Origin of the sequence: Labilibaculum euxinicum (assembly GCF_963678175.1) — a bacterium.
Taxonomy (GTDB): domain Bacteria; phylum Bacteroidota; class Bacteroidia; order Bacteroidales; family Marinifilaceae; genus Labilibaculum; species Labilibaculum euxinus.
The window spans coordinates 4,246,033-4,264,522 of sequence record NZ_OY782756.1 but is presented as its reverse complement, the minus strand read 5'-3'; the positions used below and the strand labels follow the sequence as shown (position 1 = coordinate 4,264,522).

Genomic DNA, 18,490 nt, shown 5'->3' with positions numbered 1-18,490 from the left:
CTTATAAAAGTATGGTTGTCCGTTATTCCGCGGGCAACCATTTTCTATATTAAGTAGTTGTTATTATTTAAATAATATACGTATATTGTACGTAAACTAATTATTCAATGGGAGAGATATTATTAAATGTTTCAATTGACTGTGCCATATTTGGTTACGTGAATGGAGAATTGAAGGTCTTATTAATAAAAAGAGATAAGGAGCCTGAATTTAATGAATGGTCACTTCCGGGTGGAAATATTTATATCGATGAAAATATCGATGATGCGGCTCATAGGTTGCTTAAGGAGTTAACGGGAATGTCAAATCTCTTTTTATCACAAGTAGGCTTGTTTGGCGAAACCAATCGTTATCCTGATCGCAGAGTTGTTTCAATATTATATTGTGCTTTGGTGAAACCGGAACAGTTTGAATTGATAGCAGGAGCGCATGCAAAAAGAATCAAGTGGAGTAAAACGAATCATATTAAAAAATTGCCTTTCGACCACAATGCTATGATTTCTTATTCTTTAAAGTGGTTAAAGGAAGAGATTTGGAGAAAACCAATTTTAGTGAATTTGTTGCCTGAAAAATTTCCGCTCAATCAAATGCAGTGCTTGTATGAAACGTTTCTGCTGCAGACAATTGACAATAGAAATTTCAGAAAAAAAGTAATGGCTCAGGGACTGGTTGAAAAACTGAATGAAAAAACAATCGGCGGAAAACAGCGTCCTGCTTTTTTATATCGATTAAAAGAAAATAGCTAAAAAAATTTATACAAATTAGATAACGTATAATATACGTTAAAAATAAATTAAAGGATGTTTGAAATTAAAGGAAAAGTTGCCGTAGTAACCGGTGGAGGGGGCGTATTAGGAGGAAGTATTGCCCGTAGTTTAATTAATGCAGGGGTAAAAGTTGCCATACTTGATATCCGGGAAGAAAATGTAAACAACCGGGTAAAGGAGTTGGAAGAATTGGGTGGAGAGGCCATTGGTTTTGTATCCAGTGTTTTAAGCATGGATGAGCTCAAACAAGCTCGGGAAACAATCATCAATAAATGGGGAAAGGTTGACATTTTAGTAAATGCAGCCGGAGGTAATTTGCCCGGAGCAACACTTACCGAACAACAAACTGTTTTCGATATGAAAATTGAGGACTTTGAGAAAGTAAATAACCTCAATATGAATGGAACTGTGTATCCAAGTCTTGTTTTTGGCGAAGCAATGTCTGAACAAGGGGAAGGTAGTATAATAACCATTTCATCAATGGCAACTTATTCTGCAATTACCCGTGTTTTAGGATATTCCGTAGCTAAGACGGGAATCAATATTTTCACTCAATGGATGGCCATGGAAATGGCAACGAAGTTTAGCGAAAAGATTCGTGTAAATGCAATTGCTCCGGGTTTCTTTATTGGAGATCAGAACCGGAATGTATTAATTAACCCGGATGGTTCATATACCGAAAGAAGTGAAAAAGTATTGGCACGTACGCCAATGGGACGATTTGGGGATATTAAAGAATTAAATGGAGCAGTTCAATTTTTATGCTCTGATGCAGCATCCTTTATCACAGGTGTGATATTGCCTGTTGATGGAGGTTTTAGCTCATTCAGTGGTGTATAAATCATAGATTATGGCATTAGAAAAAACTTGGCGCTGGTTTGGTGTTAAAGATCCAATTACGCTGGATATGTTGGTTCAGATGGGAGTTGAAGGTGTAATTACCGCTTTACACCACATCCCCAACGGGGAAATTTGGGAAAAAGCTGAGATTCTTAAAGTGAAGGAATTGATAGAATCCAAAGGAATGCGATGGAGTGTGGTAGAGAGTTTACCTGTATCCGAAGGAATAAAACTGCATTCGGAGGATTATCCCCGTTTAATTGAAAATTATAAGAAATCTGTTCGGAATTTGGGCGAGTGTGGAATCGATACGATCTGTTATAATTTCATGCCGGTTCTCGATTGGGCCCGCACCAATCTTCATTACAAGCTGGCCAATGGTGGTGAATCCATGTATTTTGATTTTCCCACTTTTGTGGCTTTCGATATCTACATCCTAAAAAGACCCGGTGCCGATAAGGATTATCCACAAGAGATTGTGACAGCAGCAACCAAGGCATATGAATCAATGTCGGAAGAGGAGGCTGAAGAGCTCGCTTACAACATTATTGTGGTTACTCAAGGATTTATTGATGGTTTGATTGATGGTTCAGTTACGGATCCAAAAGCACTTTTTCTGCAGTTTATCGAAAAGTATAAAGGGCTTGATAAAAATTCGATGCGCAATAATTTGAAGATGTTTCTGGATGACGTTATCCCTGTGGCTGAGGAAGCAGGAGTCCGATTTGCTATTCATCCTGATGATCCTCCATTTCCTGTTTTGGGTCTTCCTCGAATTATTGGGCAAGAAGAGGATTATGAGTGGCTTTTTGAAGCAAATAAATCAGTAAATAATGGAATCACTTTTTGTGCAGGATCTTTGTCTGCACGCAGGGAAAATGATTTGCCACATATTATTGAGCGGTTTTCGAAACGCATTCATTTTGTTCATTTGCGTAATACTCAAATGCTTGAAGATGGCAGTTTTTATGAGTCAGGCCATATCTCGGGAAGCCAGAATATGGTAAAAATAATCAGTGCTTTATTAAAAGAGCAGAAACGCCGGATAGCCGAAGGACGGGAAGATGTGCGCATGCCGGTTCGTCCCGATCACGGAATTAAAATACTGTCAGATTACGAACATCAGTACAATCCCGGTTATCCGTTAATCGGCAGATTAAAGGGCTTGGCTGAGCTTGATGGTTTAATGACAGGAATTGAATCGTTTATAGAGTAGATAAAAAAAAGACTGTAAATCAATTGATTTACAGTCTTTGGGTTTAGGATGCTTCCTAAAATGCGGAGAGAGAGGGAGTTTCTTATTAGTATATAAAAGGTTGATTTATTGTTTTTTATAGGGTTTGGTTATTTGTATTCACTTGAGAGTCCCCCTTGAGCTTATCTCAAAATAAAATGAAACTATGATATTAACGGGGAGAGATTTAAAGTTCCATATGATCAAAACGATCTTAGAAATAATGTTTGAGTTTGCCTTAGGATATTAACTGGGAAGAAGTATAAAAGTGTTATTATCTGTATTTACAAATCAAATATCTAAAAATAAATATCGAGCAGGTTGCTAAATATTAATTTGCTGCTTCGAGACTTTCTTTTAGTGATTGGAATCTCAAGATGGTTTATGCTGATGAGTTTCAGGAGTTAGTGCGATCTTAGGGAATATCTGAATTTGAAGACCAATTTAATCTTGATGCTACTGAACCTGAGTTTATTATTGAAGCCGGAGGCTACCGTAAATTGAGTTGCGAAATGCCAAATTTGAGCCATATAGCGATGGTTATTTCGATCCTTATTATGATGGATTATTGTATCTGTTTAGTTTGCTGTATTTAAATGGAAAATATCAAATAGTTATACTTAAAAAACAACAAACGAAGACATTTAAAGCTTTAAATGAAAAAAAATGAAAAAACTCTTTTTATTCTTGTCAATTAGTATGCTGTTTACCTTAGCCGTAAACAGTCAGGTGATTATAAAATCGGCACCGCAAGGTTACGATATGGTTAATGCTGATATTTTGCACGGAAAAATTGATACAATAACCTATTCTTCGAAAACTGTTGGTTGCAATCGACGCGCTCTTATTTATACACCCCCTGGTTTTTCAAAGAATAAAAAGTACCCTGTCCTTTATCTCCTGCACGGAATTGGAGGTGATGAAAAAGAGTGGTATGTGCAAGGAAAGCCTCAGGTAATTCTGGATAATCTTTACGCACAAAAAAAGGTTGAACCCATGATTGTGGTTTTACCTAACGGAAGAGCAATGAAAGATGATCGGGCCGTAGGGAATATTTATGATAGTTTGAAAGTGGCAGCTTTTGCAACATTTGAAAAGGACTTGATTAGTGATTTGATTCCATACATAGAAAAGAGTTATCCCGTGTTTGCCGATCGGGAACATCGTGCCATCGCCGGACTTTCCATGGGAGGAGGCCAAACTTTGAATTTTGGCTTGGGTAATATGGATCGGTTTGCCTGGATTGGAGGCTTCTCTTCTGCACCCAACACAAAAGAGCCCGAAAAGCTGTTGCCAAATCCCAATGATGCCGCTAAAAAATTGAGTCTGCTTTGGATCTCATGCGGCGATAAAGATAACCTGATCAATTTTAGTAAGCGTACTCACGATTATCTGGAAAAGAATAATGTACCTCATATTTACCAGGTGATTGCCGGTGGATACCACGATTTTAATGTGTGGAAAGATAATCTATATCATTTTTCACAGTTGTTGTTTAAGTCGGTTGATTATGCCCTGTTTTCGGGTGTCAACAGTGAGGGGCAAAGAGCTGAATCAAATGTACGTTCAGCTCAATACCCAAAGATATTGACTGATGGAAGAGCTGTTTTTCGCATTAAGGCACCGGAAGCAAGTAAGATACAGGTTGATTTAGGCCGCAAATATGATATGATAAGGCAGGCTGATGGATTTTGGGAAGTTACCACCGATTCTTTAAGCGAAGGCATTCATTATTATTCTTTAATTATTGACGGAGTTATCGTGGCTGATCCTTCAAGTGAAACATTTTACGGTATGGGACGCATGGCAAGTGGTATTGAGGTGCCTTTTGCCGGAGATGGTTACTACCAAATAAAAGAGGTGTCTCACGGCGATATTCGATTCAAGCGTTACTATTCAAATTTAACCCACTCGTGGCGTAATTTTTATATGTATACACCTCCCGGTTATTCTCAGAATACTAAAGAAAAATATCCTGTGTTGTATTTGTTGCACGGAGGAGGAGAGGATCAGCGTGGATGGGCAAATCAGGGTAAAACCGATTTGATTTTAGATAACCTGATTGCCGAAGGAAAAGCGAAACCTATGGTTATTGTAATGTTAGATGGCAATTTGGCATTGTCAGGGTTTAGTGAGGGTTTTCTGAAACTTTTTGAATCAGAATTAAAGCAAACGGTCATTCCTTTCGTTGAAAAGAATTATCGTGTTAAAACCGATTCTCAGTCACGTGCATTGGCAGGTTTATCCATGGGTGGAATGCAAACTCTTTATGCGGGAGTGCGCAATACTGATCTGTTTGGGTATCTGGGCGTATTTAGTTCTGGATGGATTCATCCGATGCAAGACGATATTGCAAATAAAGAGTATGATTTTATGAAAGAAAATGCAACGCAGATTAATAAAAATTTGAAGTGTTTTTGGATTTCAATGGGAGGAAAGGAAGATATTGCTTGGGAAAACTGTCAGAGAATGTTGGGCAAATTCGATGACATAAAAATTAAATATACATATAGCGAATATCCTGGCGGACATACCTGGCCGGTATGGCGAAACAACCTGTATAATTTTTCACAAGTGTTATTTAAGTGATAATAGTGCGTTTCTTAGTTGAATGAGTCAGGTAAAATTAATAGGCATAAAAATGAAATTCTTTTTTATTTCAATATTATTATGTGTGTGGAGTACTGCAATATTATCTCAAGTTGCATCCGTAACCTCACCAAACAAACAAATAAATGTTGTGGTGAATGCTCCAAATGAGTTTGTGTCAGATACATGGTTTTTACAGGTAAATTATGATAGTAATGGATCAACACAGATTATTCCCAAAATAAATCTTGGATTGGTGCGTAGTGACCAGAATTTTAGTAGGGATTTACAATTTCTTAAAACAGGAAAAGCCCGATTAATAACCGATAACTATTCAACTCTACTTGGCAAGCGTTCTAAATGCACAAATTCTGCTAACGAAATAACTGTTTCATTTCAAAATCCCGGGAAGGCAAAATTAAATCTAATTATTAGGGCTTATAATGATGGGATTGCTTTTCGGTACGAATTTCCTGAAAAAAATGGGACATACTTGGTAAAAGATGAGTTAACAGCTTATTTTATTCCTGATAGTACAAAAAGATGGCTCGAAAAATATAATCCTGCAAATGAGGGGCTCTACTCTGAAATGGTAGATGGTAATATTCAAAAGGATTGGTGTTATCCGGCACTTTTTAATACAGCCGATAAAAAGTGTTGGTTTTTAATTCATGAAGCCGATGTTAACCGAAATTACTGTGGCTCAAAACTCACGAACTATGGTGATAAAAATAGTTATAAAATAACCTTTCCCGATCAGTGGAATGGTAGAGGTACCGGTGAAACACAGCCAACAGTAACACTGCCTTGGCAATCTCCTTGGAGGGTCATTATTATGGGTAGCCTTTCCGATATAGTTGAATCTACTTTGGTAAACGATGTGTCAACACCATCTGTCATTAAAGATACGGAGTGGATTAAGCCGGGTGTTGCTTCGTGGAATTATTGGTCCGATAATCATGGCACAAAAGACTTTAAAACAGTTTGCAAATTTGCCGATTTGGCTGCTGCTTTTAATTGGCCATACACTTTACTCGATTGGGAATGGGATGCCATGGGTAACGGCGGGCAATTGGAAGATGCTTTAAAATACATTCATTCTATAGGTGTTAAGCCATTGATGTGGTACAACTCGGGTGGCGAACATACATGGGTTGGCGCTACACCAAAAGACAGGATGTTGACTCATGAAAACCGCATGGAAGAGTTTGCCAAGTTAAAGAAGTTGGGCGTAGTTGGGGTGAAAGTTGATTTTTTCGAGAGCGAAAAACAAAATATGATAAACTATTATCTGGATATTTTGGAGGATGCAGCTCAATTTGAGATAATGGTCTATTTTCATGGCTGTTTAGTACCGCGAGGTTGGGCACGTACTTATCCTAATTTGATGACATACGAAGGTGTGCGTGGGGCTGAATGGTATAATAATGGGCCGGAATTTACGACTACTGCACCAAAACATAATTCCATATTGCCTTTTACCCGAAATGTTGTTGGAAGTATGGACTATACACCGGTTACTTTTACTAATTCTCAGTATCCACATACTACCTCTTATGGGCATGAACTGGCATTGAGTGTTGTGTTTGAGTCGGGAATTCAACATCTGGCCGATCGTCCCGAGGGATACTATAATCAGCCGGATGCAGTTAAGAACTTTTTAAAAGAGGTGCCAAATAGTTGGGATGATACCAGGCTACTCAATGGCTATCCTGGAAAAAGCATTGTTATGGCTCGAAGAAAAGGGAATCAATGGTACATAGGCGGGCTTTATTCCGAAGATAAAAAAAATACACAAAACGTTGAATTTGGTTTTTTGCCTGATGGAATGAAATATAAGCTGATTTTAATTGCCGATGGAAGTTTTGATACAGAGTTGAAAACCAAATATATGGTGGTTGATAAATCAAGTATTATTCTTGTAAAATCTTTACCAAGGGGCGGTTTTGTTGCTAGTCTAAAACCAATGAATTAACGAATAAATCTATAAAATGAAACGAGCCATTAATAAAACTTCCCAAAACAAGGGGATGATGATCTTTTGCGAGTTTCATCTGACTTTAAAGAATAAAATATAAACAGATGTAACCAACATGGCCGGAGCAAATAATTGGGCACAAAGGTGCATGATTATAAATTGCAAAGGTTATCGTGGTTTTGATAATTTTTAAACAAATGAAAATACAAATCGATTCTACCGTGTTTAAAAGGGGATTTTTAATTGTCTTAAATATTCTTTTGACTCTTGCTGTTTGGGGGCAGAAATATCCTTTTCAAAACCCGGAATTAAGTTCCCGGGAGCGCGCTAAAGATTTAATTTTAAGGCTTACCCTTGAAGAAAAGGCAACATTAATGTGCGATCAGTCAGACGCTGTACCACGGCTGGATATTAAGAAATTTAACTGGTGGAGCGAAGCTTTACATGGATATGCCAATAATGGTAATGTAACCGTATTTCCCGAACCTATTGGTATGGCAGCTTCATTTAATGATGAATTGTTATATAATATTTATAATGCTGTGTCAGATGAAGCACGTGCCAAATACCATGAGTGGATTAATATGGGTAATGAAAACAAACGTTTCCTAAGTCTTTCAGTTTGGACACCGAATGTAAATATTTTTAGAGACCCTCGCTGGGGGCGCGGACAGGAGACCTATGGAGAGGATCCGTATTTAACTTCACGAATGGGCGTTGCGGTAGTAAAGGGTTTGCAAGGGCCTGCCGATGCTAAATATCGTAAGTTGTTGGCTTGTGCAAAGCATTATGCAGTACATTCCGGCCCGGAATGGAGTCGTCATGAATTGAATCTTAACGACGTGGATCCCCGGGAATTATATGAAACCTACCTTCCGGCATTTAAGGCTTTGGTACAAGAAGGTGATGTACGCCAGGTGATGTGCGCTTATCAGCGTTTAGACGATGAGCCTTGTTGTGGCAGCACAAGGCTTTTGCAACGTATTCTTCGCGAAGAGTGGGGGTATAAGTATTTAGTCGTTTCTGATTGTGGGGCAGTTACTGATTTTTTCACCTCACATAAAGTATCCTCCGATGCTGTTCATGCCGCCTCAAAAGCTGTTCTTTCTGGAACCGATGTAGAATGTGTTTGGAATAATTATCCTTATAAGACATTACCAAAAGCTGTTGAAAAGGGGTTGATAAAAGAAGAAGATATAGATAAAAGCTTAATGCGTGTTTTAATTGGGCGTTTTGATCTTGGTGATTTTGATGATGATTCAATAGTACCTTGGGCACAAATTCCTCCTTCAATTTTGAATAATGAAAAACACAGACAGTTGGCACTTGATATGGCTCGCCAGTCACTGACTTTGCTTCAAAATAACAACCATATTCTTCCATTATCCAAAAAAGAGAATAAGATTGCCGTTATAGGACCCAACGCCAGCAATGAACCCATGTTATGGGGAAATTATAATGGTACACCGGTACGAACTATTTCTATTCTTAATGGTATAAAAACCAAATTGGCCGATAATACCTTTTTTTACGATAAAGGTTGTGATTTAGTTGAGGATAAAGTTACCCAAAGTTATATAGGGCAATGTGCTTTTGAAGGCAAGCCCGGGTTTAAAGCTACCTATTGGAATAATAGTGAAAGAGAAGGTGCTGTTGTTGCAACTACGCAAATTACCAATCCAATTAAATTAACAACTGCCGGCCAGCACGAATTTGCATCAGGTGTAAAACTTGAGGGTTTTTCAGCTTTATATGAAACCGAATTTGTGGCAAAAAAAACCGAAGATCTTGTTTTTAAAGGAGGTGCCTCAGGAGCTTTTGAATTGTTGGTAAATGGCGATACTATTCGAAAATACAATAACTGGCGCTTGCTCTCCTCAAAGATGTCTATTAAAGTAGAAGCAGGTAAAAAGTATAAAATTGAAATACGATATGCTCAAATGAACGATTGGCAGGCCAATATTGAACTGAATTTCGGAAAAGAAGTTGATGTAGATTATACCTCCTTAATTAAAAAGCTAAAAGGCATAGATGTGGTAGTATTTGCAGGAGGACTTTCCGGCGAACTGGAAGGCGAAGAAATGCCGGTTTCTTATCCGGGTTTTAAAGGCGGCGACCGTACCAATATTGAATTACCATCTGTTCAGCGTAACTGTTTAAAGGCATTGAAAGAGGCCGGTAAAAAAGTGATTTTCGTTAACTGTTCCGGTTCGGCTATTGCTTTAACTCCCGAAACCGAGACGTGTGATGCTATTCTTCAGGCTTGGTATGCCGGCGAATCGGGAGGACAAGCTATTGCTGATGTTCTGTTTGGCGATTATAATCCTTCCGGTAAATTGCCGATTTCATTTTACAAAAACTCTGAAAAATTAGGCGATTTTGAAGATTATTCCATGAAAGGTCGTACCTATCGATATACAACAGATGTTCTTTTTCCGTTTGGATTTGGCTTAAGTTATACAAATTTTGAAATTGGTGCAGCAAGTTTAAGTAAATCAAGTATTAATACTTGTGAAAGCACTCAGATAACCTTGACTGTTAAGAATTCAGGTAGTATGGATGGAACTGAAATTGTTCAGGTATATGTGCGGAAAGTGAATGATATTGATGGTCCTTTAAAAACATTAAAAGGTTTCAAAAGAGTAGAGGTGAAAGCAGGAAGTTCTGCAAAGGCAGTGATAGATTTAGCTTCTGATTCATTTGAGTTTTATGATTGGGAGCAACGTAAAATGGCTGTTACACCTGGCGAGTACGAAGTTTTCTATGGCAATAGCTCTGATGCAAAAAATTTAAAAATGGTAAAAATTACCATTAACTAATTTATTATTAGTGTGATATGTGTGGCATCTTCTCTACGAGGATTCTTTAATCTTCGTAGAGTTTGTTTATAAAATCAGAAATATATCAGCAGGAGACTGTTTTTTTAACTTTTCTTTCAACCCAAAAAACAAATCATGATGAAAAAGAAGCATTTCTTGAAACTAGCCCTCTTATTTACTTTTGCAGGAGGAATGTGTGTGGCACAAACACCGCCATCAAAGATAATTGAAGATTTTAAACCCTCTGAATTAAATCAGCCGGGCAAAGAATATCCTCAAGTTAATTCACAAGGATACGCTCGTTTTCGTGTTGATGTTCCTGAAGCAGGTAGCGTGCGCGTTAGCCTTGGACTTGGTGGCCGGGGGGGCACAAAATTGGAAAAAATGGAAGATGGTTCTTGGATGGGCACTACAGAAGGTCCAATGGACGAAGGATTTCATTACTATCATTTAACCATCGATGGCGGTATTTTTAACGACCCGGGGGCGATGAATTACTTTGGTTCGCTCCGTTGGGAGAGTGGTATTGAAATACCTGCACACGACCGCGATTTCTTTGCATTAAAAGATGTGCCACACGGCAATGTTCAGCAAATATTGTTTTCATCTAAAAGTACAAATACAGTTCGAAGGGCTTTTGTATATACACCTCCGGGGTATGGTAAAAACCTTACAGAAAAATATCCTGTTTTATACCTTCAACATGGTTGGGGTGAGGATGAAACAGCCTGGACAAATCAAGGGCATGCTAATCTGATTATGGACAATCTTATAGCCGAAGGAAAGTCAAAACCTTTCATTATTGTAATGACTTACGGCATGACCAATGAAACTAAAATAGGAGGGTTAAAAAGTTTTGACATTACCCCGTTTCAAACCGTTTTGGTAGATGAATTAATTCCGTACATCGATGTTAATTTTCGAACGTTAAATGGCGCAGAAAATAGAGCAATGGCCGGTTTGTCAATGGGAGGTTTTGAAACCAAGTTGATTACATTAAATAAACCAGCAGTTTTTTCATATTATGCACTATTAAGTGGTGGGGTTTATGCTCCTGAAGATATAAAAGACAAATCAACAGTGAAATTGATTTTCGAAAGTTGTGGTAGCCGTGAAAATCCTGAACGTGTAAATAGTTCTGTTAAGAGTTTAAAGGAGGCCGGTTTTAATGCCGTTTCATATGTTTCGGAGAACACAGGTCACGAATTTTTGACTTGGCGCCGTAGTTTGAAAGAGCTTGCACCAAAATTATTTAAATAAGAAAAATATAACCAGATGAGAAATATTAGAATATTAGCTAGTTTATTTATTCTAGCAGCAGTTGCTTCTTGTACATCCTTAGAACCCGGGCAGGTTAAGGTTGACGAGGGAATTTTACAAGGAACGGTTTCCGAAGGTTTAACCATTTTTAAAGGAATTCCTTTTGCAAAGCCTCCGGTTGGAGAATTGCGTTGGAAGGCTCCTCAACAAGCAGAAAAGTGGGATGGTATTAAGCAAGCCATCGAATTTGCACCTGCCCCTATGCAAGGAGGAAACCCGGTTGCTGGAAAAAGTGAAGATTGCTTATACCTTAATGTTTGGACTCCGGCAAAAACACCGGATGAAAAAGTTCCGGTACTGGTTTGGATCTATGGTGGAGGCTTTAGTTTTGGATCTACGTCAGATCCTGTTTCCGATGGCGAAATGTTAGCCAAAAAGGGGGTTGTTTTGGTTAGTGTGGCTTACCGTGTTGGGCAGTTAGGCTTTTTAGCTCACCCTGAACTTAGTGCCGAAAGTCTGGACAAAGTGTCAGGTAATTATGGGTTGTTAGATCAGATAGCAGGATTACAATGGATACAAAAAAACATTGCCAAATTTGGAGGAGATCCTGATAAGGTGACCATTTTTGGCGAGTCGGCAGGAGCTATCTCGGTTAGTATGCTGTGTGCTTCACCATTGGCAAAAGGACTTTTTTCTGGGGCTATCTCGCAGAGTGGTGGATCATTTGGGCCAACACGCCCAACTACTTATCCTGGTGAAAATATGAAAACCCTTAAACAGGCTGAAGCTGATGGTATTGAATATGTAAAAAATCATGGAGCTTCATCTATTGCTGAGTTACGTGAAATGCCTGCTGAAAAGTTTATCCCACAGGGGTGGACTATGCCCGGTGGCTGGCCAATTGTTGATGGATTTGTGATTCCTGACGACCAACATAAACTTTATGAGGAAGGGAAATACAATGATGTACCTGTATTAATCGGTTATAACTCAGATGAAGGAGCTAGTTTTTCCTGGGAAAAAACACCTGAGCAATATATTAGTGGAGTAAAAGGACGCTATGGCGAATTTGCAGATGCTTTAATTAATGCTTATCCAGTTGGTGAAAACAATGTTCCCAAAACAGCTCGCGATTTAATGCGTGATGCTGCTTTTGGTTGGCAAACCTGGAGCTGGGCAAGGCTTCAATCTCAAACAGGCAAATCAAAAGTTTACTATTACTATTTCGATCAGCATCCAGACTTTCCAGAAGATTCGCCTATGTATGGTCATGGTTCTCCTCACGGGCAAGATGTAGCTTATGTATTTCAGCATTTAGATCCCAAAAATGCTTCAAAATCAGATCTGGAAATATCAGAAGCAATGGGTATTTATTGGACAAATTTTGCAAAATATGGTCATCCTAATGGCGAAGGAGTTCCTGAATGGAATGCATTTAGCGATGAAACTCCAGAGGTAATGTATTTACAACAGAAACCTCATGTAGGTGCTGTGCCAAGTGAATCAGCATTGAAAGTACTTGATGCATATTTTGAGTGGCGCAGGACACCTAATGGGAAGGATTGGGCAAAATAAGGATAATAGTATTATTGGATTTTTTAAGTGTTTAAAATTTTTATTTACCAAGGTTATTTTTTATGACGCAGGGAATAATTTAAATAAAATATTATTTCAATGATGAGTAGGTTGAGATCGGAAATTTGTAGAATCTACTCATAAGGTTTGGTCGATTAGTTCTGTAGTTTATCTGTTAATAGACATTTTTCTACAATTTGTATGAGTAACACTGATCGGTATAATGAAGTTTTAACAATTAAATATTTAACAGGAAAAAAGGTTTGTTGCCTGCAATAAATTTTTTTAACTAAATGAGGCTGTGTTGCGATCAAAAATTTGGTTCGCAACACTATTCTCTTTTTGTGGACTGAAAATAAGATCGCAAATCCAAAGGGAAAAGGTGGAAGATAGATTGCCTGATAACGTTTGTACAATTGTAATTAATAAGCAATATTATTAAAAGTCACACAAAAAAAATAGTCATGATGAAGACAGTAATTTTAAAATTGTGTTTGGTATTAGCAGTTATTTTCCATGTAAATATCACATTTGCATGGGAAGAAATGCCAATGCCTCAGTTGCATGTGGAGGGGAGATATTTAAAAGATGTTTCTGGTCATATTGTAAATTTGCACGGTTTTGCTCAAACATACTCTCCTTGGTTTAACGAACAGAATTCAAAATGGACCAACTTTGATGTGGCTGCATGTTTGACTTATAACCAAGGCTTAATTGACGGTATATTGCAGGCCGGTTGGGAAATGAATTTTATCCGATTGCATATGGATCCTTATTGGTCCAATACTCCGGGTGTGCAGGTTAATGGTGAAAACGATATATCTGCCTTTGACTTTAATCGGTTTAAAACATATCTCGATCAGGTTTTTATCCCCATGGCCGAATATGCAATCTCAAAGGGATTGTACGTTGTAATGCGTCCTCCGGGAGTTTGTCCCGAAGAGATAGCTATCGGCGATGCATATCAGCAATATCTTATTCAGGTTTGGGGATATGTTGCTCAACATCCCAAATTAAAAAACAATCCTAATATTATGTTTGAATTAGCTAATGAACCAGTTGATATACTTGGATCCGATGGAACATATGGCGCAGGTACGCAAGGTCATTTCGATAAGCTTAAAATCTATTTTCAGGCAATTGTTGATGCTGTAAGGGAGAGTGCAAATAACATACTTTGGATACCGGGATTAGGATATCAGTCATTGTATGCCGGGTATGCAGCTAATCCCATTGAAGGCGATAATATTGGTTATGCAGTGCATGTTTATCCAGGGTGGTTTAACAGTGGTCAAGGCTATGAACCTTTCCAAAATGGATGGAATAATCAGGTTCAGCCAATAGCTGATATGGCACCTATTATGGTAACAGAGATGGATTGGGCGCCGGAAAAATACAATGCATCCTGGGGTAAAGATATTACCGGTATTGCTGGTGGAGATGGTTTCGGTGCAAATTTGAAGAAGATTGTTGACAGTTGCGGCAATGTAAGTTGGCTCCTTTTTACAAGTCCTGACCTGTTGGATGATTTTACAGGAATTGCTCCTGCTGAAGGTGAGAATTATGTCTTTCTAAATGACCCGGAGGCTTGTCCATGGCCGGTTTATCATTGGTATCAAGAATATGCAAAGGAATATAGTTTTGAAGGTGCTGCAGATGACTATTTAACGTTATCGGATCTGGTTGTTGAAAGTGGGGAGAAATTAACACTTTTAACAGGTAGCTCTGTAGGTTTAAAAATAAAGGCTGTTTTTGCTGATGGACACATCGAAAATGTAGGATCTCTTGCTGAGTACACTATTGACAATCCATCGGTCGTTGAAATTTCTAATGGAAGAATTTACTCACTTAAGGATGGAGAAGCAACTATTGATATTGCTTACACAGGACCTTTAGGTGCACAAAAACAAGTGACATTAAGTATTACTTCAACCACTTTTCCGTTAACAAATAATTTATTTAATCCTGATATCTGGGAAAATGGCTCTTTTGATGGAGTTACCAATACGCTGAAAACCGGATTATATGGTTTTGGAGGTTGGCAATATGAAGGAATTGATTTAACTGGTTATAAATATATCATCGCTCGATTAAGTGGAAATAATACTGCCGATATATCATTCAATATTTATGATGGTAGTAGTTATTGGGGATCACCTGCTTCGTATCAGTTCGGTAATGAAAAAGAAGTGGTTGTAATGCTGGAACATGCAAAGAAGAATGATAGTACACCTCTTAATTCGAAACATATTTATATTGCAGGCTTTTGGTCTAATGGCAGTAATCCTTTTGTAATTGATACTGTATTCCTATCTAATTCCAGCGAATATGATCCACCATCTATTAATATTCAGGATATTAACTCAAATAATATTACAGAGCTTAATGATTTTTATTATGGAATTGATACAGGACCATCTACTATACAGCAAATTATAGTTTCCGGTAATAAATTGACGAATGATATTGTCATTACATCTTCTGCCAATTATGAAATATCACTTGAAGAGACACAAGGATATTCTCAAATGATATCGCTTGGTCCGAATAAGGGTGAAGTCTCATTGGTTACTATATATGTAAGGTTAGTTTCCGGTTTAACAGACAATATGTATAGTGGGGATATTGAGCTTTCTTCGGCAGGAGCATTTGGTAAAACTATTGCTCTACTCGGACAAGTAGAAAAAACGAATGGGATTTATAATATTCCAAGTTCTAGCGCTGTGGTTACGTCAACTGCATATTTTACTTTATTAGGACAAAAAATAACTGATTTAGATAATCGGAGAGGAATTTTTATAGTTAAAGAATTTTATTCAGATGGAACTGTGGTTGCAACTAAAGTTTTAAAAATGGAATATTGAAAATACCTTTAAATAAAGGTAAACTTGAAGAATTGCATGATTATTAAAAATATTTTTATTATGAAATTAAAGCATATGTATATATTGCTCTTACTGGTCTTTTCGTTATACAATACCAGTAAAGGTCAATCATATAAACATACAGATCTGGGTATTAAAACAGTAATAAATTCTACTGAAATAGAAATTCAATTTTATGGACCATCAACAGTTCGGATATTAAAATTTCCGGAGGGTGACGAGTTTGAAAAAAAGAGCCTCTCTGTGATTATGCAGCCTCAGGAAGAGATTTTTGATATCCAAGAAATGGGCAAGGAAATTACCTTGAAGAGTAAGAAAATTAGTGTTGCATTAAATTTAAAGAATGGGCAAGTGGCATTTAAAACAATATCAGGAGAACCTTTGCTGAACGAAAAAGCATATGGAGGTAAATTTACTGATTTTATTGATGCCGGAGATACAACTTATAGTGTCTCACAGTCATATGTTCTGGATGAAAACGAGGCAATTTATGGCTTGGGAATTCTTCAGCGGGGAAAAATGTCGCAACGTAATCAAGAAGTAAGAATGGTGCAAAACAACACCGAAGATTACGTGCCTTTCTTCTTGTCTGAGAAAGGATATGGGGTATATTGGGATAATTACTCTCCTACCACCTTTAAGGATAATAGTGAGTCAACCAGTTTTAGTTCAGAAGTTGGCGATGGTATCGACTACTACTTTATGTATGGTGGCAACTCCGATGGTGTAATTGCTTGTATGCGTAACCTAACCGGGCAAGTGCCAATGTTTCCTTTATGGACTTTTGGTTATTGGCAGAGCAAAGAACGTTATAAGAGTCAGAACGAGATAGTTGGAGTCGTTAAAAAATACCGGGAATTGGGCGTGCCACTCGATGGTATTATACAGGATTGGCAATATTGGGGAAATAATTACCTGTGGAATGCCATGGAGTTCCTTAATCCTGATTTTGCAAAGCCGCAAAAAATGGTGAATGATATTCATGACTTGAATGCACACATAATTATTTCCATTTGGTCTTCCTTTGGCCCTATGACTAAACCTTATCGTGAAATGAATCCAAAGGGAATGTTGCTCAATATTGGAACCTGGCCTCAATCCGGGCTGACCAGTTGGCCTCCCAACAAAGATTATCCATCCGGAGTTAAACCTTATGATCCATATAATCCTGAAGCCCGCGATATATACTGGAAATATTTAAACCAAGGTATCTTTAAGTTGGGGATGGACGGTTGGTGGATGGACTCCACAGAACCTGATCATCTTGATTTCAGAGCACAGGATATGGATAATAAAACTTATTTGGGCTCATTTAGAAAAGTTCGTAATGCATATCCGTTAATGACTGTTGGCGGGGTTTATGAACATCAGCGCGAAGTTTCTTCTGATAAGCGCGTGTTTATTTTAACCCGTTCGGCTTTTGCCGGACAACAGCGCTATGGAGCTAATACATGGTCGGGTGATGTTAGTTCGTCTTGGGAATCTTTGAGAAATCAAATTCCGGCAGGTTTGAACTTTTCTCTTTGTGGTATTCCATACTGGAACAGCGATATTGGAGGTTTCTTTGCAGGAGCCTATAATAAAAATTGGAATGATGGCTCCGGTTCAAAAAATCCTTTATATCAGGAACTATATGTTCGTTGGTTGCAGTTTGGAGCATTTACACCTATGATGCGTTCTCATGGAACAGATGTTCCCAGAGAAATCTATCAGTTTGGTAAAGAGGGAGAACCAATTTACGATGCCATTGAAAAAGCTATTAAATTGCGTTACTCTCTCCTTCCATACATTTATGGTACTGCATGGGACGTTACTAAAAACCAGTCAAGTTTTATGCGGGCTTTAGTAATGGATTTTAATGATGAGAATGTAAAAGATTTGAGAAATGAGTATATGTTTGGCAAGTCGATATTAGTGGCTCCTATTGATAGTGCGCAATATACCCCGGAAAAAGTATTGAAAATTGATGCGGATACTGGTTGGGATAAAGCAGAGAAGGAAGATACTAAAAGCAATACAGAAACTAATTTCCGTAAACCTAAATCTAAAAATGTTTATTTGCCCGCTGGGGAAGAGTGGTACGACTTCTGGACAAACGAAAAATACTTAGGAGGACAGAATATTACCGTTACAACTACCATAGATAAAATTCCATTATATATAAAAGCTGGCAGCATTCTTCCATTCGGGCCAAAAGTGAAGTATGCAACAGAAAAGAAATGGGATAAGCTTGAAATTCGTATTTATGAAGGTGCCAATGGCGAATTCACCCTGTACGAAGATGAAAACGACAATTACAACTATGAGAAAGGCATGTATTCAACCATCACTTTTAATTGGAACGATGCTGAAAAAGTTTTGACTATCAATGACCGCGAAGGAAATTTCCCGGGAATGCTTAAAGAGCGCACTTTTGGCATTGTTAAAGTGGACAAAGGTAAAGTGGCAGGCGATGAGGTTGTTATGTTGTTTGATAAAGTGGTGAAGTACAACGGAAAGAAAGTGTTGGTTAAATTTTAATAGGTATATAAAATATAGTGACT

At 37.9% G+C, this 18,490-nt stretch carries 10 protein-coding genes; all 10 read left to right on the top strand.

All coding sequences use genetic code 11. The features are described from left to right. The first annotated feature begins 107 nt into the window (after nucleotides 1-107). Entirely contained in the window at nucleotides 108-746 is a 639-nt protein-coding gene (locus tag ACY0M5_RS17065; protein WP_461629986.1) for an NUDIX hydrolase, read from the top strand. A gap of 54 nt (nucleotides 747-800) precedes the next feature. Next, the gene (locus ACY0M5_RS17060) at nucleotides 801-1,607 is read left to right on the top strand and encodes an SDR family oxidoreductase (protein WP_461629985.1); all 807 of its coding nucleotides are present in this window, start codon (nucleotides 801-803) and stop codon (nucleotides 1,605-1,607) included. 10 nt (nucleotides 1,608-1,617) lie between these two features. Next, nucleotides 1,618-2,823, top strand: coding sequence for a mannonate dehydratase (gene uxuA, locus ACY0M5_RS17055; RefSeq protein WP_124993009.1), 1,206 nt, complete (start codon nucleotides 1,618-1,620; stop codon nucleotides 2,821-2,823). 684 nt (nucleotides 2,824-3,507) lie between these two features. Beyond that, nucleotides 3,508-5,430, top strand: a complete 1,923-nt coding sequence (locus ACY0M5_RS17050; protein WP_461629984.1) for an alpha/beta hydrolase-fold protein — start codon at nucleotides 3,508-3,510, stop codon at nucleotides 5,428-5,430. A 52-nt stretch (nucleotides 5,431-5,482) separates the two neighbouring features. After that, the gene (locus ACY0M5_RS17045) at nucleotides 5,483-7,405 is read left to right on the top strand and encodes a glycoside hydrolase family 97 protein (RefSeq protein WP_461629983.1); all 1,923 of its coding nucleotides are present in this window, start codon (nucleotides 5,483-5,485) and stop codon (nucleotides 7,403-7,405) included. 200 nt (nucleotides 7,406-7,605) lie between these two features. Beyond that, entirely contained in the window at nucleotides 7,606-10,227 is a 2,622-nt protein-coding gene (gene xyl3A / locus ACY0M5_RS17040) for a xylan 1,4-beta-xylosidase (RefSeq protein ID WP_461629982.1), read from the top strand. A gap of 135 nt (nucleotides 10,228-10,362) precedes the next feature. After that, entirely contained in the window at nucleotides 10,363-11,487 is a 1,125-nt protein-coding gene (locus tag ACY0M5_RS17035) for an alpha/beta hydrolase-fold protein (RefSeq protein ID WP_461629981.1), read from the top strand. Between the two features lie 15 nt (nucleotides 11,488-11,502). After that, a complete protein-coding gene (locus tag ACY0M5_RS17030; RefSeq protein WP_461629980.1) occupies nucleotides 11,503-13,062 on the top strand; it encodes a carboxylesterase/lipase family protein in 1,560 nt (519 codons plus the stop codon). A gap of 464 nt (nucleotides 13,063-13,526) precedes the next feature. Further along, entirely contained in the window at nucleotides 13,527-15,926 is a 2,400-nt protein-coding gene (locus ACY0M5_RS17025; protein ID WP_461629979.1) for a glycoside hydrolase family 5 protein, read from the top strand. A 60-nt stretch (nucleotides 15,927-15,986) separates the two neighbouring features. Beyond that, complete coding sequence (locus tag ACY0M5_RS17020; RefSeq protein ID WP_461629978.1) at nucleotides 15,987-18,467, top strand: glycoside hydrolase family 31 protein; 2,481 nt, start codon at nucleotides 15,987-15,989, stop codon at nucleotides 18,465-18,467. The last annotated feature ends 23 nt before the right edge of the window (nucleotides 18,468-18,490 follow it).

What these genes read in the sequence shown, in the direction of transcription:
- ACY0M5_RS17035 (WP_461629981.1), top strand. Translation starts at nt 10,363, where the DNA reads ATGATGAAAAAGAAGCATTTCTTGAAACTAGCCCTCTTATTTACTTTT.
- ACY0M5_RS17050 (WP_461629984.1), top strand. Translation starts at nt 3,508, where the DNA reads ATGAAAAAACTCTTTTTATTCTTGTCAATTAGTATGCTGTTTACCTTA.
- ACY0M5_RS17060 (WP_461629985.1), top strand. Translation starts at nt 801, where the DNA reads ATGTTTGAAATTAAAGGAAAAGTTGCCGTAGTAACCGGTGGAGGGGGC.
- ACY0M5_RS17025 (WP_461629979.1), top strand. Translation starts at nt 13,527, where the DNA reads ATGATGAAGACAGTAATTTTAAAATTGTGTTTGGTATTAGCAGTTATT.
- ACY0M5_RS17045 (WP_461629983.1), top strand. Translation starts at nt 5,483, where the DNA reads ATGAAATTCTTTTTTATTTCAATATTATTATGTGTGTGGAGTACTGCA.
- ACY0M5_RS17030 (WP_461629980.1), top strand. Translation starts at nt 11,503, where the DNA reads ATGAGAAATATTAGAATATTAGCTAGTTTATTTATTCTAGCAGCAGTT.
- xyl3A (WP_461629982.1), top strand. Translation starts at nt 7,606, where the DNA reads ATGAAAATACAAATCGATTCTACCGTGTTTAAAAGGGGATTTTTAATT.
- ACY0M5_RS17020 (WP_461629978.1), top strand. Translation starts at nt 15,987, where the DNA reads ATGAAATTAAAGCATATGTATATATTGCTCTTACTGGTCTTTTCGTTA.
- uxuA (WP_124993009.1), top strand. Translation starts at nt 1,618, where the DNA reads ATGGCATTAGAAAAAACTTGGCGCTGGTTTGGTGTTAAAGATCCAATT.
- ACY0M5_RS17065 (WP_461629986.1), top strand. Translation starts at nt 108, where the DNA reads ATGGGAGAGATATTATTAAATGTTTCAATTGACTGTGCCATATTTGGT.